The sequence below is a fragment of the uncultured Dialister sp. genome, assembly GCF_900538805.1.
GTDB lineage: Bacteria > Bacillota > Negativicutes > Veillonellales > Dialisteraceae > Dialister.
In genome coordinates this window covers 1-15,848 of sequence record NZ_UPZP01000049.1, presented here as the reverse complement: position 1 = coordinate 15,848, position 15,848 = coordinate 1, and the positions used below count along the sequence as shown (strand labels likewise).

The following is a 15,848-nucleotide window of genomic DNA, read 5'->3' as shown; positions in this document are numbered from 1 at the left end:
CTGCGCGCATTCTGCATAGAATGCGCGAGTCGACCAAAGTTGGCCCTTAGCCTGCCCATAAGAGGGCTTTCCTTTTAATTGGTCGACCGACGATTCTTCGCTGACGCTGAGAATGATGTTGTCTGGCGGGAAGTTTAGCACGTAACGCAGTCTGACGTCTGACTTCTGACGTCTAATCCACGCCCCTATCCTCCGTCGCCTAACGGCGCCACCTCCTTCCTATGGAAGGAGGCTAAAAACTGCGGCGGAGCCGCCACCATCCCCTTGAGCGTCAGCGAACACAACCTTTCTACACAACCCGCCGCCCCGGGCGGCCCCAACCTGCGCCGTCAGGCGCGCCCCCTTTTTCAAAATCTGCCGCGAAGCGGCCACCTTCCCCTCTGAACCTTCTGAACCCTTTGAACCCCTCACGCCGCAGGCGTGTCCATCGCCCCAGCGGGCGATGGAACCCCGGTTTCAAAATCATTTTTGATAATCATTATGGGTTATGATAAAATATAAAAGTCATCATTTATTTTTGATAAAAAGTATGATAATGCATATATGAGAGGCGATTTTTATGGCACATTGTAATGAAAACTATTTAAATCTTCAGGGTGCTTATCTGTTTGCCACTGTCAGACAGAAGCAGAACGCCTATGTGGAAGCTCATCCTGATGCGGATATTATTTCCCTTGGCATCGGCGATGTGACCCAGCCCCTGGCTCCGGCTGTGATTGAAGCCATGCACAAAGCTGTAGATGAAATGGCCCATATGGAAACTTTCCGCGGCTACGGTCCGGAACAGGGCTATCTCTTCCTCCGGGAAGCCATTGCGCAGCATGATTTCAAGGACAGGGGATGCGATATTTCCCCCGATGAAATTTTCGTCAGCGACGGTGCTAAATGCGATACCGGCAATATGCAGGAAATTTTTGCGGAATCGGACATTGTAGCCGTTACGGATCCGGTATATCCGGTGTATGTGGACAGCAATGTCATGGCCGGCAGAAGCGGCAAGTTTGTGAACGGTTCCTATGAACGTCTGGAATATCTGCCCTGCTATGAGGAATGCGGTTTCAAAGCCAATCTTCCGTCCCATGACCCCATGATTATTTATCTCTGCTCCCCGAACAACCCCACCGGCGCAGCTCTCAATAAAAAGGACCTCACCATGTGGGTGAAGTATGCAAAGCAGACGGGCTCCGTCATTTTCTTCGACGCTGCCTATGAAGCATTCATTACGGAAGACGACATTCCCCACAGCATTTATGAAATCGAAGGGGCTAAGGAAGTGGCCATCGAATTCCGCTCTTACTCCAAGACCGCCGGTTTCACCGGTGTCCGCTGCGGCTACTGCGTAGTGCCGAAGGAACTGATGCTGGAAACGAAGTCCGGTGAAAAGATTTCCGCCAATGCCCTCTGGGACCGCCGCCAGTGCACCAAGTTCAACGGCTGCTCCTACATTGTGCAGAGAGGCGCTGAAGCTATCTACACCGAAGAAGGACAGAAGCAGATCCAGGCAACCCTTGATATTTACAGAAACAACGCCAAGGTCATTCTGGAAGGCGTGAAGGAAGCGGGCCTGACCGCCTGCGGCGGTGTGAACAGCCCCTATGTATGGCTCTCTGTACCGAAGGGCATGACCAGCTGGGAATTCTTCGACTACCTTCTGAACGAAGCCCAGATTATCTGCACCCCGGGATCCGGTTTCGGACCCTGCGGCGAAGGTTATGTACGCCTCACCTCCTTCAATACGCCAAAGCTTACGAAGGAAGCTGTGGAAAGACTGAAAAAGGCTGTGAAGAAGCTGTCTAAATAAATGGTTTTAGGAGCAAAAATCTACCGTCCGTCATGGAGGGTAGATTTCTGCCTGTTTAAGAAAGTAAGGAGTTTTCATGAGTACAAATCTGCAGATCGGCATTGTGGGCCTTCCAAACGTAGGGAAGAGCACCCTCTTCAATGCCATCACAAAAGCCGGTGCGGAAGCTGCCAATTTCCCATTCTGCACCATTGAACCGAACGTTGGGGTAGTGGAAGTGCCGGACCATCGCATTTACGACCTGGCGGCCATGTTCAAACCGAAAAAAACCACCCCTGCCTTCACAAGGTTTGTAGATATTGCGGGCCTGGTGGCCGGCGCGTCCAAGGGCGAAGGCCTGGGCAACCAGTTCTTAAGCCATATCCGCGAAACCGACGCCATTGCCCATGTGGTGCGCTGCTTTGAAGATGGAAATATTACCCACGTGGAAGGGTCCATCGATCCGGTGAGGGATATGGATATCATCAATACGGAACTTTGCCTGGCAGATCTGGAAAGTGTGGACAAGAAAAGGACAAAAACCGCCAAACTGGCCCAGGCAGGCATTAAGCAGGCCAAGATAGACCTGCCGGTGCTGGAAAAGGTGTACGATGCCCTCCAGAACGGCACCCCTGCCAGAGCCCTTGACCTTTCGGAAGATGACCTGGAAGTGCTGAAGGAACTGAACCTTATCACCCTGAAGCCGGTTCTCTACGTGCTCAACATGGCGGAAGACGATATTGCAGACCCCCTGGCCAATGAATTCGTCAAAGCAGCCAGTGAAGAGGCGGAAAAAGAAGGGGCCAAGTGGGTTCCCATTTCCGCAGAAATCGAAGAAGAAGTGTCCGAACTGGACGGTGAGGAAGCCAAAGCCTTTCTGGCAGACCTGGGAGAAGAAGAGCCGGGCCTGAACCGCCTCATCCGCACCGCCTACTCCATGCTGGGACTTATCAACTTCTTCACCGTAGGCCCCGATGAATGCCGCTCCTGGACCGTCAGGGCAGGCACCAAGGCGCCTAAGGCTGCCGGCAAGATTCACTCCGATATTGAAAGAGGCTTCATCCGTGCAGAAATCGTTTCCTACGACGACCTCATGGCCTGCGGCTCCTACAATGCAGTTCGTGAAAAGGGACTGCTCCGGGTAGAAGGCAAGGATTATATCATCCAGGACGGAGATATCGCTTATTTCCGCTTTAATGTATAAACAGAGAAAGGAAAAGACCGGCGGCTGCCGGTCTTTTTTATAAACCATGGAAAAAATATACAAAACCATTGTGGAAGGAAAATTCATTGACCGGCCGAACCGCTTCGTGTGCCATGTGGAAGTAAACGGGGAAAAGGCTCTCTGCCATATGCCCAATCCCGGCCGCATGAGGGAATTCCTCTTCCCCGGGGTGAAACTCTATCTCACACCGAACAGGAAAGGCCTTCGCACCGCCTATCGGGTGGTGGGCTGCGAAAAGGGGAGCCACATCTTTTACCTGGACACCACTAAAGCCAACGACGTGGCCGCTTACCTCGTGCAGCACCATAAGATTCCGGGCTGGGAGAACTATTTCCTCGCCGGCAGGGAAGTGACCATGGGGGACAGCCGCTTCGACCTCCTTTTAGGCGATGCGGAAACGGGAGAAACCTTCCCGGTGGAAGTGAAATCCTGCAGCCTTTCCGGCGAAAATGGCGCCATGTTTCCCGACGCCCCTACGGAAAGGGGAAGGAAGCACATTACCCATCTGGTAGAAATGGGAAAGGCCGGGGAACACGCCGGTCTCCTTGTGCTTATTCACTATAAAGACGCCCGCTGGTTCCTTCCCAACTACCATACAGACCTCCCCTTTGCAGAAGAATTCAGGAAGGGCATGGATTTCCTGGACTGGAAGGCCTGCTGTATTTCCTGGACCCCTGCATTCCTCATGCCCCAAAAGGCAAGACTCATCCCGTCGTCCAAAGAAGTTTTGGACAGGGAAATGGGAAACGCCGGGGACTACATGATTGTCCTCCAGATGGAAAAAGACAGCACCATCACCGTGGGAAGCCTGGGAGACGTTCATTTCCCCAAAGGGTACTACGTCTATGTGGGAAGCGCCAAAAAGAACCTGGACCAGCGCATCGCCCACCACCGGGCCCTTCGGAAAAGAAAGCACTGGCACATGGACTACCTCCGCTCCGCCTGCCGCTTCACCGGCGCCATCCCCATCCGCACCAGTGAAGACCTGGAACACAAACTGGCAGCAGCCCTCTCCCGCATATCCCACTGGACCATAGAAGGATTCGGCTGCACTGACTGCTCCTGCACCTCCCACCTTTTCGGCTTCTCCGAAAATCCCATGCACATGAGGGAATTCGTGAAAATAGAAGAGGATTTTGAAATCAACCGGCTGGATAGGTATTTTTGAAACGGCCTTATGGACACGCCCTTTCGGGCGTGAGGGTTCAAAAGGTTCAAAGGGTTCTGAAGTTTGACACGGCCTTCGGCCGTGAGGGTTGTGGTGGGCGGCTCTGCCGCCAATATGAATAAAACCTTTACAACCGGGCTTCGCCCGTGGGAAAACATGCAAACCGCCCTTCGGGCGGGGAAATGCACCCCTTCTGCCGCCTGCGGCGGCGTCTCTCCACGGGAAAGCGTCTCACACGATTCTCAGTCGCCCAAGGGCTCCCTACGAATCGTGTTCGCTTGCCACCCCGGAGGGGGAGATTCTAGCGACGCTATGCTTTGAGTTACTTATGAATAATTGCTTCTCGGCGGTTTATTCTGCCCCCTGAATAGGGGAAGTCCGGCGCAGCCGGATAGGGGGTGGCGAACGCAGTGAGCCAATCAGCAGAATGTTTATCATGCTATATGATACAGGAAGACAATCCCGTAACGCAGGCTCCTTCCTCAGGAAGGAGCTGGGCGAAGCCCTGAGGATAGGTCCGAACTTTTTCCCAAGACTTAACGCTCCTAGCCTCCGTCGCCTAATGGCGACACCTGCTGGCCGGGCTTTAAGGTGTTCGCTTGATGTGCAGGCTATGCTCACACAAGAGCCCGGCTCAGAAATCCTCTGCAGGATTTCTGCCTGTGGAAGGGGGCTCTTGCTCTTCGTCATGTAGCAGTGGTGACAATAAGGGCAATCCCGTAACGCTGACTATATACTCATCGCCGAAGGCGATACCTTCCCCTTTGAACCCTCTGAACCCTCTGAACCCTCTGAACCTTTTTAACCCTCTGAACCTGGGCCGCTTCGCGGCCCCTGGGCGATACCACAACCTTCTGCCCCCTTACTTTACCGAACTATCCACTCTATCATTTCTGTACTTAATAGAGAAATAAACAAACACCACCGCTGCTCCCACGAATCCTGCCAGCGCTGTGAGCTGGGCGCTTTTGAGGCCCAGGGCCAATGTGCCGTAGTCTCCCCGAAAGTTTTCCAGGAAGAAACGGAGGAGGGAGTAAAGCATAATGTAGAGGCAGAAGGTGGTGCCTCTGGCGTGTTTGAAGCAGGAGTACCAGAGGAGAAGGCCCAGAATGATGAGGTCTCCCTGGCATTCCCAGACCTCTGCCGGCCACAGGGGCTGGGCGCCGTAGGTGTGGTAGGCCAGGGTGGTGGAGGGGTAGAGGATGCCGAAGTCGGCGCCGGTGGGGTGGCCGAAGGCGTCGCCGTTCATGAAGTTCGCAATGCGGCCGATGGCCTGGCCGAAGATGATGGCCGGAGCGATGATGTCAGCAAACTGCAGTACCGGAATATGCCTTTTCTTCAGGAAAATATATCCGGCGATGCATGCAAAGATGACGCCGCCTTGGATGGCCATGCCTCCCTGCCACACGAAGGGGATTTCAAGCAGGTGGTTATGGTAATAATCCCAGTCGAAGAAGAAAACATCCCAAAGCCTTCCGCCGATGATACCGACGAAGGCGATAGTGAGGCCCAGGTCAAACATGCATTCATGCCAGCCCCGTCCATCCTTTTTTAGGAAATAGTAGGCCATAATGCAGCCGAATATAATGCCTAAAGAAAAAAAGATGCCATAGAAGCGGATGGGAAAGCCGCCGATAAATGTTACATACTGGTGCATGGATAAAGTCTCCTTTGCATGAAATGAAAAAGACCGCTGTACATGGTCACGGCCTTGCCGGAATTTTCTTTATACAATTATACAATAATCTGCAATAGGGCAATCGAACTGCCCCAATTTGTATCTAATGATACATTTATTAGCAAATGTACCGTATGTACATATATTAATCTAATTCGCCACTAACAATAAAAAACTTTTATACCCATAGGGGGTATAGGTACAAGGACAATTTTAATTGTATTTTTAATATAGACCTGAGTGAATATGAATTCATAAAAATCTGATAATTACGGAACTTTTTACGAATAAATTCTGTTGTAATAGGAAACGCAATATATAATTTCATTCTAATAATTAAATGGCAATTAATATTTCTCTTTTATTTCATACAGAAAAGACTTGAAATCACCAAATTTCATGGTATGATGATTATAGAAATTTTAAGTTCCTGAACAGAACTTATGTCGGCTGCTTCAAAGGAAATAATAATAACAATCAAATTCCTATAATAACAACAATAATCATGGCAGCCTTTTTAATTTGTTTTTGCTATTTGCCTTTGGGAGGTACTATGATGAGAAACTGTGTATTAATTATTGAACACGACCCCAGTGTGAGCCGTTTCATGCAGCTGAAGCTGGAGGAAGCGGGCTTCACCAGCCTGATTGACAATACCGGAGATAATGCCGTTGACCTGGCAGGCCAGAGACAGGCGGATATTATTATTCTTGACCCCGATGAACCGATGAAAGGCGGTCATGAAATCCTGGGAAAGGTGAGAGAAATCAGCCCCATTCCTGTGATTTACCTGTCCTCCGATACCAGCGTGGATGCCAAGGTGAATGCCCTCAATGCGGGCGCCGATGATTATATGACAAAACCCTATGCCACCAAGGAATTGATTGCCAGAATCCATGCAGCTCTCCGCCGTCACGAAGAACCGAAGATTATTGTGGATCCCGCATTCACCATCGGTGACCTGTCCATTTATCCCGACCGCCATGAAGTGCGGGCAGGGGATGAGGTGATTGACCTTACGAAAAAGGAATTTGACCTCCTTCTTTTCCTGGCTAAAAACAAGAACCGCGTCATCAAGAGAGAAGAAATCCTGGAAAAGGTATGGGGCTACGGCTATGCAGGAAAGACCAATATTGTGGACGTGTACATCCGCTACCTCAGAAGCAAGATTGATGAAAAAGTAGGAAAGAAATACATCCATACGGTCCGTGGTATCGGATACGCTGCCAGGGACTGATATGATTAAACAAGTGATTGTGGTGGAAGGAAAGTCGGATATAGCCCGGGTAGGCATGGCAGTGGATGCGGATATGATTGCCACGGAAGGGTTTGCCCTGAAGAAGGAAACCATTGAAAAAATCCGTTATGCCTATGAAAAAAGGGGGATTATCATCCTTACGGACCCTGACGGACCGGGAGAACGTATCCGGCAGCGCCTTTCCAAGCTGTTTCCCCATGCCCTCCATGCCTTCGTACCCAAGTCGGAAGCCTCTACGGCAGATGATGTGGGCATCGAAGACGCATCGCCCGCATCCATTCGGAAAGCACTGGAAACACTTCGCATCCTTTATCAGGAAGACTCCGGTCTCTTTTCTGCTGCTGACCTCTTCGCAGAAGGCCTTGCAGGCAGTCCGGATTCCTCTGTCAAAAGGGCTAAAGTGGGCGCCATTTTAGGCATTGGCTATGGAAATGGCAAACAGTTTGTAAAAAGACTCAACCATTATGGTATTACCCGTGAAGAATGGGATAGAGCACTGCAAATGTGCCGGGAGGATGCATGATGCTGGAAGCCAATCTTGCAGACCGCCAGGTGGTGCAGTATGTGATCCGCCGGTTTGGCATCCATGCCAAACATAAGCTGGGGCAGAATTTCCTTATCCGCCCGGATGTGGTATCGGCCATAGCAGAAGCGGCGGAACTGGGAGAGCATGTGCCGGTCATGGAAATCGGAGCCGGCATAGGCACCTTGACACAGGCTCTGGCGGAAACAGGGGCTGACGTCACCGCTTTTGAACTGGACAAAAGTCTGGAACGGGTGCTTTCCCACACCCTGGAACATTATAAAAATATCCATATCATTTATGAGGATGTGCTGAAGGCAGACCTGAAAACCATTTTGGGAGACCGGGACTGGCGATGCGCCGCCAATCTGCCCTACTACATTACCACGCCCATCCTCCTTTCCCTCATCCAGTCGGACCTGCCCATTTCCCTTTTTGTATTCATGATGCAGAAGGAAGTGGCCGACCGCATCCTGGCCCTGCCGGGATCCAAGGACTACGGTGCATTGACATTGGCAGTCAACTTTGACTGCACCGCGGAAAGGGTGCTTGACATCCCTCCCTCCGCCTTCATCCCAAGACCTCAGGTCACCTCCACGGTCCTCAAAATCCGGAGAAGGGAAAAACCGGCGGTAGAAGTGAAAGACAGAAAACTTTTCTTCTCCTTGGTAAAAATGGGCTTTGGCCAGCGCAGAAAAGTATTCACCAACGCCATGAAATCCGGCGGTATTCCTGCCGACTGGATACCGGAAATCCTTGCAAAAGCCGGAATCGACGGCAAGAGAAGGGGAGAAACCTTCTCCATGGAAGAATACGGCCGCCTGGCAGACGCCTGGTATGACAAGATTCATGAATAATAAGGAACCCGGAGAGAAATCTCCGGGTTTTGCTGACTGGTTGGCTAGTGTGCTAGTGGGTTAGTGTGCTAGTGGGCTGGTAAAACCATACAAACGCCTTGTCGGATCGGTCGGGCGATTCTGAGGAAGGTCCTTTTATGTGCAGGCTAAGGACCAACTTCGCCCGACTTGGAGACCCTCTGCAGGGTCTCCACATAGGAAATGCACCCCTATCGGTGGCTGGCGCCACCACTTCCCCCTCCGGGGGAAGTACCGCCGCAGGCGGGGATAGGGGTGCATTTCCACGAGCGAAGCGAGGTTGTTTGGTTTTCGCTGCCGACAGGCAGCAATGCCGCCGAAGGAGGCATACAAACTCATCGCCGCGAAGCGGCGATACCACAACCCTCGCAGCCACAGGCTGCGTCAAACCTAAGAACCCTCCGGCCATAGGCCGGTCAAACTTAAGAACCTTTCCCCTCTGACACCTTTGAACCCTGGCCGCAAAGGAGCCTAAATATATCTTTACAAACCCCGATACCGGCGCTATAATAAGGACAACGCAGGGAAAGAGAATACCTTTTCCTTATGCCTTTAGAGAAAAGACGGCTGGTGAAAGTCTTGGCAGAAGGGGAAGTTTCCACTCAGGAGCGGCCGGTGAGGAACCGGACGGCTGGTGACCGATACAAACTGTGAGCTGGCTTTTGCAAATTGGGTGGCACCGCGATGACTTCGTCCCATGGAGGGGTGAAGTTTTTTTATTTCCTCGCTTATATGCCGGAAACCGGCAAATTTGATACAGGGAGAGATAGTTATGTTAGACATCAAATTTATTCGTGAACATGCTGATGAGGTTAAACAGAACCTGGTGAACCGTCACAACCCCTTTGACCTGGACAAGGTGCTGGAACTTGACGGAAAGAGAAGGGAACTTCTGCAGGAAACGGAAGCGCTGAAGAGCGAAAAGAATGCAGAGTCCAAGAAAATCGCCCAGGCAAAGAAGAACGGGGAAGATGCAGCAGATGCCATCGCTTCCATGAGGGAAGTAGGAAAGAAAATTTCCGCCATTGACAAGGAACTGGGCGAAGTGGAAGGCACACTGAACGAGCTCCTTCTCCATATCCCGAACATGGCTGATAAATCCGTTCCCATCGGCAAGGACGACAGCGAAAATCCGGAAGTCCGCCGCTGGGGCGAAATCCCGAAGTTTGATTTCCCCATCAAAGCCCATTATGAACTGGGCGATGACCTGGGAATCCTGGACGCAGAAAGGGCAGGCAAGGTTTCCGGCGCTCGCTTCTATTTCTACCTGTCCGGTGCAGCCCGTCTGGAAAGGGCAGTATACAATTTCATGCTGGACCTCCACACAAAAGAAAATGACTACACCGAAGTGATTCCGCCATACATCATCAACGGCAAATCCATGCAGGGCACCGGCCAGCTGCCGAAATTTGCGGAAGATATGTACAAGGTGGAAGGGGAAAACATGTACATGACCCCAACCGCCGAAGTACCGCTGACCAACTATTTCTCCGGCGAAATCCTGGACGGAGATATGCTTCCGGTTCACCTCACCGCCCTTACCCCCTGCTTCCGCAAAGAAGCAGGTTCCGCCGGCAAGGATACCCGCGGCCTCATCCGCCAGCACCAGTTCCATAAGGTGGAAATGGTGAAATACTGCAAACCGGAAGACAGCTGGGACGAACTGGAATCTTTGACCGCCGAAGCGGAAAAGGTGCTGCAGCGCCTGAAACTCCCATATCATGTAGTATGCCTCTGCACCGGTGATATCGGCTTCTCCTCTGCCAAGACCTATGATATCGAAGTATGGATGCCGGCACAGAACAAGTACCGTGAAATTTCCTCCTGCTCCAACTGCCTTGATTTCCAGGCACGCCGCGCCAACATCCGCTTCCGCCGCACCCCCGGCGCTAAACCGGAATTCGTGCACACCTTAAACGGCTCCGGCCTGGCAGTAGGCAGAACCGTGGCTGCCATCATGGAAAACTACCAGCAGGCAGACGGTACCATCAAGGTTCCGGAAGCACTGGTTCCCTACATGGGCGGCATCACCGTCATCGGAAAGAGAAACGGCTTCCCCAGCTCCAAACCTGCAGCTAAAGAAGATAAATAAAGAATCATCCCAAAATCCCTGTCATAAGGCAGGGATTTTTTTTTATGGGGATTGAGAAGGGAAAGAAATTAGACGATAGAAATTAGACGAAAGATATTAGATGAAAGATATTAGATAAAAGACAATCAGACGCCCCTATCCTCCGCCGCCTAACGGCGCCACCCCCTTCCTGAGGAAGGGGGCTCTTACTCTTCGTCATGCAGCATTGGTGTCACAAATGTAAATCCCGTAACGTCAGGCTCCTTCCTCAGGAAGGAGCTGCCCGAAAGGGCTGAGGATAGGTCCAAAAGGATTTAGGAAAGAACTTGACGTCCCTATCCTCCGACTCCTTCCCGCCGACAGGTATTTATTAATATTTCTATCACTTACGGCTTGAACCGAGATTCTTCGCTTCGCTCAGAATGACGATGAGGCGGGAAGGTAATCCAGTAACGCAGTCTGACGTCTGATTTCTGACTTCTATCGTCTAATCCACGCCCCTATCCTCCGTCGCCTAACGGCGCCACCCCCTTCCTGTGGAAGGGGGCTCTTGCTCTCCGTTATGCAATGTTGTAGACACAAGCGCCAATCCCGTAACGCTGTCTATATACTCATCGCCGCGAAGCGGCGATACCACAACCCTCAGCGGCCAAAGGCCGCTGTCAAACCTAAGAACCTTCCGGCCGAAGGCCGGTCAATCTTAAGAACCTTAACTCTCCGGCCATAGGCTAGTCAAATTTCAGAACCTTTTCTCCACGTACCCTCGAACCCTATGCCCACAACAAAAAGGACCGCAGCGCGGTCCTTTTCATATACACCTTATTTATCGCTGTAAATGGATTCCATGGTCATGGGCAGGTCGTTATTGACTCCTTTGCTCAGGATAAACTGGCCCACATCCAGGACGCCGGTCCGGAAGCCCGATTCGCAGCCCCTGAGGTAAATGTCCCAGAGCCGTTTGAATTTCTCATCGTATTTGTCGGGCAGGCTGTCCTTATGGGCGTTGAATGCTTCAGCCCAGCAGTGGAGGGTTTTGGCATAGTGGCGGCGGAGGCTTTCAAAGCCGATCATGCGAAGACCGAAGAGGGGGAAGAGGGAGACCGTTTCCCGAATGCCCGGTACGTAGCCGCCGGGGAAGATGTACTTGGTCATCCAGTTCTTTGTCTGTTTTTCCTGGGGATCCATGTTCAGGATGGAGTGGAGCAGGAAGAGGCCGCCGGGCTTCAGGAGATGGGATACTTTGTTGAAATAGAGGGGCAGGTAATTCTTGCCCACATGTTCGAACATGCCGATGGATACGATTTTATCAAACTGGTAGTCGTCGGAATCCAGGTCCAGATAGTTTTCCAGAATGACGTCGCATCTGCCGTCCAGTCCTTCTTTATGAATCCTTTCTTTCGCTGTCTTATACTGTTCTTCCGAAAGGGTAATGCCATAGGCGTGAACGTTGTATTTTTTGGCGGCATAAATGATAAGTTCGCCCCAGCCGCAGCCGATATCCAGCAGCTTTTCGCCGGGCTTCAGGAAAAGCTTCCGGAGGGACAGGTTGATTTTATTCATCTGCGCTTCATAGAGGCTGTCGTTTTCGTGTTTGAAATAGGCGCAGGAATAAGTTTTAGTGGGGTCAAGGAATATATCGAAGAGTTCGTTGCCTAAATCATAGTGGGCATGGATATTTGCCTTTTCTCTTTTTTCTTCTTCCTTGATGAGTTTCTGGCGAAGGGAACCCAGGTGGTAGGGGAGCTCCACCGGATCCTTTTCAAAGGCGGTGGCTACGATATCATCCAGATTTCCTTCAAAATCCACGATGCCGTCCACATAGGCTGAACCTATAAGGACATCCAGGTCTTCTTTCAAATCGGAAGGGGAGAAGTTCGGTTCTTTATTGAAAATAACTTTAAATCTGGGTGGGGTGGAGCCATAGCTCTTTTCCGTGCCATCCCAAAAACGAACGGTGAAACCACCTTTTTTCCATAACTGCAAAGCCATGTTAAGCGCTTCTTTTTTAAACATAAGGCACCTCCAGATTTAAATTTTATTGCTTATCATTATTATAACACTTTACATCCGGAATGGTTATACCGTAACTGCCGTAAATAAGCTTCTTTTGCAGAAAGTGGCAGGAAGGTGGCGGAGTATAGTATAATTTAAACAGAAGGAAATGGAATTTCTTTCGAGAATTTTTCAAAAGGAGGCGGGATGATGAAATATCATTGGGAAAGACTCATTATTTTCCTGCCTTTTTTTCTGTCCTTCTTTGAACCGGCCCTTGCCTTTGACGGCAGGGATGTGGCGATGATGATTAAGAATCCCGTCATTGAAACGGTGCTGGCAGCGGTGATCCTGATTTCCATTGCCGCTGAAATCAAGACCGCCGGATTTTCAGGCGGTGCCCTGGCGGCGGCCATAGCCGGGTGCATACTCATCGGTGCCAACTGGTATGAAGAGGAAAGTTTCTTTTGGGAATTTATCCTCTACTTCGGCGGTCTGGTGCTGATATTCACGGATATCCTCCTTTTCATGTCCGGCGCCGGTATCCTCTGCGGTCTGGTGCTGGTTCTGGGAGGCCTGTTCTTTACCTTTGGCGGCGGCACGGAGGCACTTTACATATTATCCTTTGCCGTCCTTGCAGCGGGGGTGGGGCTCTATTTCATCCTCGGTCATCTGGAGGGCAGCCGCTTATGGAAGAAAATCACTCTCCACACGGAACTGAAAGGAAACAGGGGCTTCGTTTCTTCTTCCAAGAATCTGAAGGGGCTGGAAGGCAGGAAGGGGATTGCGGTTTCCGTACTCCGGCCGGCAGGAAAGGTCAAGATCGAGGGGGAGCTGGTGGACGCCCTGTCGGAGGGCACCTTCATTGAAGCCGGAAGGTCTGTGATGGTGGTCAAAGCAGAATCAAGCTATGTCGTAGTTAAGGCAATCAAGTAATATGGTATTTCTATTTCTTAAAAACAGGAGGAATGTATGGAACTCATGGTATTTCCCTTTATGGTCCTTGTCATTGTGGTGGCAGGCCTTTCAGTATTTCTTCATTTCGTGCCCATTGGTCTATGGATTTCCGCTCTGGCTGCGGGGGTCAATATTTCTCTCTTCAACCTGGTGGGCATGCGTATCCGCCGGGTGGAACCAAGAATGATTGTGCTGCCCCTTATCAAGGGGACCAAGGCAGGGCTTGCCCTTAATGTGAACCAGCTGGAAGCCCATTATCTGGCCGGCGGCAATGTGGATAATGTGGTGGATGCCCTGATTGCGGCCCATCGCGCCCAGATTGACCTGTCCTTTGAGCAGGCCGCCGCCATTGACCTGGCAGGACGGAATGTGCTGGAAGCGGTACAGATGAGCGTCAATCCGAAGGTTATTGAAACGCCCACCATTTCTGCAGTGGCTAAAAACGGCATTGAGCTGAAGGTCCGCGCCCGGGTCACCGTGCGCGCCAACATTGATCGCCTGGTAGGCGGCGCTGGGGAAGCCACCATTATTGCCAGGGTAGGGGAGGGCATCGTCACCACCGTGGGCTCCTCCGAAAAACATACGGACGTGCTTGAAAATCCGGACCATATTTCCCAGACCGTACTGGAAAAGGGGCTGGATTCGGGCACGGCCTTTGAAATTCTTTCCATTGATATTGCCGATGTGGATGTGGGCCGGAATATCGGCGCCCAGCTGCAGACGGACCAGGCGGAGGCAGACAAGCAGATTGCCCAGGCAAGGGCGGAAGAAAGAAGGGCCATGGCTGTGGCGAAGGAACAGGAAATGCGGGCTTATACCCAGGAAATGCAGGCCAAGGTGGTGGAGGCGGAAGCCGAAGTGCCCAAGGCCATGGCGGAAGCATTGAAGAGCGGTCATCTGGGGGTCATGGATTACTACAACCTGAAAAATATAGAGGCTGATACGGAAATGCGCGGCAGCATTGCCGGACAGAGCGCCAAGGGTAATAAACAGCCTTAAGGAGGTCCTATGGAACAGAAGGCCCCCAATGGGTATGATTATGGCAGAGTCAGGGAAAAAATGCTTCGCTCCTGGGGAAAAAAGACAGGAACAGCCCCTGAAAAAGAAGAAAAGGCAGAGAAAGCAGATTATTCTGAAAAGAAAATCTTTAAAGTGAAACAGAAATCTGCTAAAATAAAGACAGGAAATGTAAAAAATGTAAAGAAGAATAATGCCGCTGTTCAGAAGAAACGGCAGGAGAGCAGGATTGAAAAGGAAGTTCCTGCGGCAGTTTTACCTTATGAACAGCAGATAAAGCAGGTGGACGCTAAAAAAGAAGAACATTCCGCTACAACAGAAACTATGACAGGAAACGAAGGCCTCTCCGGTCCAGTGCTGGACCCCAGGCAGTGGGTCATGTATGACGCCGTGTTTGGACCGCCCCGGTGCAGAAGACCATGGAAGCCGTGTAGATAAGAGAAAGGCTTGATTGCATTGGATACATATAAAGAGAAATTATACGGGAAGATATTATGGGAATGTTACCGCTCAAAACTGTATATTATTTTTCTGTCCCTTATTTATGTACTCATCAGTGCAGGCGCCGTAGTTTTTGCCATTTCCCATAACATGAACCATGGCATCATATTCTATGTTATTGCGGCGGTGGTGGTGGCCTGCTCCCTGTGGCGCATCAACCGCGTTCACAATCCGGTGGCCCTCATCTGCGAGAAAAAGCTGCTGGTGGCCATGCCCTGGTCCTTCATTAACTCGGACTACCATATTTCCTTCCGTGCCTTCTACATGCCTGTGGAATACAATGAAGTAGCCGGCGTTTCCCACAACTGGAGCCAGCTTTACATCGGCGCCCGCATCACCGGCGGCCTGGTGGCCCTTCCGGTCCAGCTCTCCTACGTATCCGTGGGGGATAAGGCCGATTTCCAAAGCTGGGTGGAACGGAAGCAGGAAGAACTTATAGAAAATACATAGCCGCAGGAAAAAGGGCTGTGAAATTCACAGCCTTTTTTAGTTGGCCGGCATGTGATGCCATTTCTGCGTACTCCGCTCTTCGGAGAATGGGCATGTCCGCCAAAGCCGGCGCTTCTCAGGATAGTCATGGGATAACATTCTCATTTTTGCTCTTATAGTCTTTGCAGCTTTGCATCATTTTCTATGATAAGCAAATAAACCCGCAATGCTTTGCCTTCCTTCGCCTGTTTTTCACAGTTGTGGAGAAGCGCTGCGGCAGTATAAAAATTTCATTGCCCTAGGGAAGCACTGATTAATTCATAGAGTTTCCTTTTATAAGAATTTTTATGCACTGCTTCGTCATGGACCTCCTT

Annotated in this window: 13 protein-coding genes; 11 read left to right on the top strand and 2 right to left on the bottom strand. The window is 51.0% G+C overall.

Features of this window, described 5'->3' with window-relative positions:
- The first annotated feature begins 559 nt into the window (after positions 1-559).
- From QZQ29_RS05775 to sfsA, 3 genes are all read left to right on the top strand, one after another.
- Positions 560-1,801, top strand: coding sequence for an LL-diaminopimelate aminotransferase (locus tag QZQ29_RS05775; RefSeq protein WP_296960971.1), 1,242 nt, complete (start codon positions 560-562; stop codon positions 1,799-1,801).
- A 76-nt stretch (positions 1,802-1,877) separates the two neighbouring features.
- Positions 1,878-2,984: a redox-regulated ATPase YchF gene (gene ychF, locus QZQ29_RS05770; RefSeq protein ID WP_296960968.1), complete on the top strand. Its 1,107-nt coding sequence runs from the start codon at positions 1,878-1,880 to the stop codon at positions 2,982-2,984.
- A gap of 46 nt (positions 2,985-3,030) precedes the next feature.
- Complete coding sequence (gene sfsA, locus QZQ29_RS05765; protein ID WP_296960965.1) at positions 3,031-4,173, top strand: DNA/RNA nuclease SfsA; 1,143 nt, start codon at positions 3,031-3,033, stop codon at positions 4,171-4,173.
- An 862-nt stretch (positions 4,174-5,035) separates the two neighbouring features.
- Here sfsA and lgt read toward each other — a convergent pair.
- A complete protein-coding gene (lgt, locus tag QZQ29_RS05760) occupies positions 5,036-5,830 on the bottom strand; it encodes a prolipoprotein diacylglyceryl transferase (protein WP_296960962.1) in 795 nt (264 codons plus the stop codon).
- A gap of 574 nt (positions 5,831-6,404) precedes the next feature.
- Here lgt and QZQ29_RS05755 point away from each other — a divergent pair.
- The 4 genes from QZQ29_RS05755 (at position 6,405) to serS (ending at position 10,599) form a co-directional block, all read left to right on the top strand.
- Positions 6,405-7,088 carry a response regulator transcription factor gene (locus QZQ29_RS05755; RefSeq protein WP_296960961.1) on the top strand — a complete coding sequence of 228 codons (684 nt, stop codon included), beginning with the start codon at positions 6,405-6,407 and terminating at the stop codon, positions 7,086-7,088.
- Position 7,089: 1 nt separating this feature from the next.
- Positions 7,090-7,632: a ribonuclease M5 gene (gene rnmV / locus QZQ29_RS05750; protein ID WP_296960958.1), complete on the top strand. Its 543-nt coding sequence runs from the start codon at positions 7,090-7,092 to the stop codon at positions 7,630-7,632.
- A complete protein-coding gene (gene rsmA / locus QZQ29_RS05745) occupies positions 7,632-8,489 on the top strand; it encodes a 16S rRNA (adenine(1518)-N(6)/adenine(1519)-N(6))-dimethyltransferase RsmA (protein ID WP_296960974.1) in 858 nt (285 codons plus the stop codon). The genes rnmV and rsmA overlap by 1 nt, the downstream gene beginning before the upstream one ends.
- 790 nt (positions 8,490-9,279) lie before the next feature.
- The gene (serS, locus tag QZQ29_RS05740) at positions 9,280-10,599 is read left to right on the top strand and encodes a serine--tRNA ligase (RefSeq protein WP_296960956.1); all 1,320 of its coding nucleotides are present in this window, start codon (positions 9,280-9,282) and stop codon (positions 10,597-10,599) included.
- 798 nt (positions 10,600-11,397) lie between these two features.
- On the opposite strand, the gene QZQ29_RS05735 is transcribed toward serS, so the two are convergent.
- A complete protein-coding gene (locus QZQ29_RS05735; RefSeq protein WP_296960953.1) occupies positions 11,398-12,591 on the bottom strand; it encodes a cyclopropane-fatty-acyl-phospholipid synthase family protein in 1,194 nt (397 codons plus the stop codon).
- A gap of 186 nt (positions 12,592-12,777) precedes the next feature.
- Here QZQ29_RS05735 and QZQ29_RS05730 point away from each other — a divergent pair, with 186 nt between their 5' ends.
- From QZQ29_RS05730 to QZQ29_RS05715, 4 genes are read left to right on the top strand one after another with little or no spacing between them, the layout of a single operon-like run.
- Positions 12,778-13,506: an NfeD family protein gene (locus QZQ29_RS05730; RefSeq protein ID WP_296960950.1), complete on the top strand. Its 729-nt coding sequence runs from the start codon at positions 12,778-12,780 to the stop codon at positions 13,504-13,506.
- A gap of 36 nt (positions 13,507-13,542) precedes the next feature.
- Entirely contained in the window at positions 13,543-14,526 is a 984-nt protein-coding gene (floA, locus tag QZQ29_RS05725; protein WP_296960948.1) for a flotillin-like protein FloA, read from the top strand.
- A gap of 9 nt (positions 14,527-14,535) precedes the next feature.
- Complete coding sequence (locus tag QZQ29_RS05720) at positions 14,536-14,982, top strand: hypothetical protein (protein WP_296960945.1); 447 nt, start codon at positions 14,536-14,538, stop codon at positions 14,980-14,982.
- An 18-nt stretch (positions 14,983-15,000) separates the two neighbouring features.
- Positions 15,001-15,495, top strand: a complete 495-nt coding sequence (locus tag QZQ29_RS05715; RefSeq protein ID WP_296960943.1) for a hypothetical protein — start codon at positions 15,001-15,003, stop codon at positions 15,493-15,495.
- Positions 15,496-15,848: the final 353 nt, after the last annotated feature.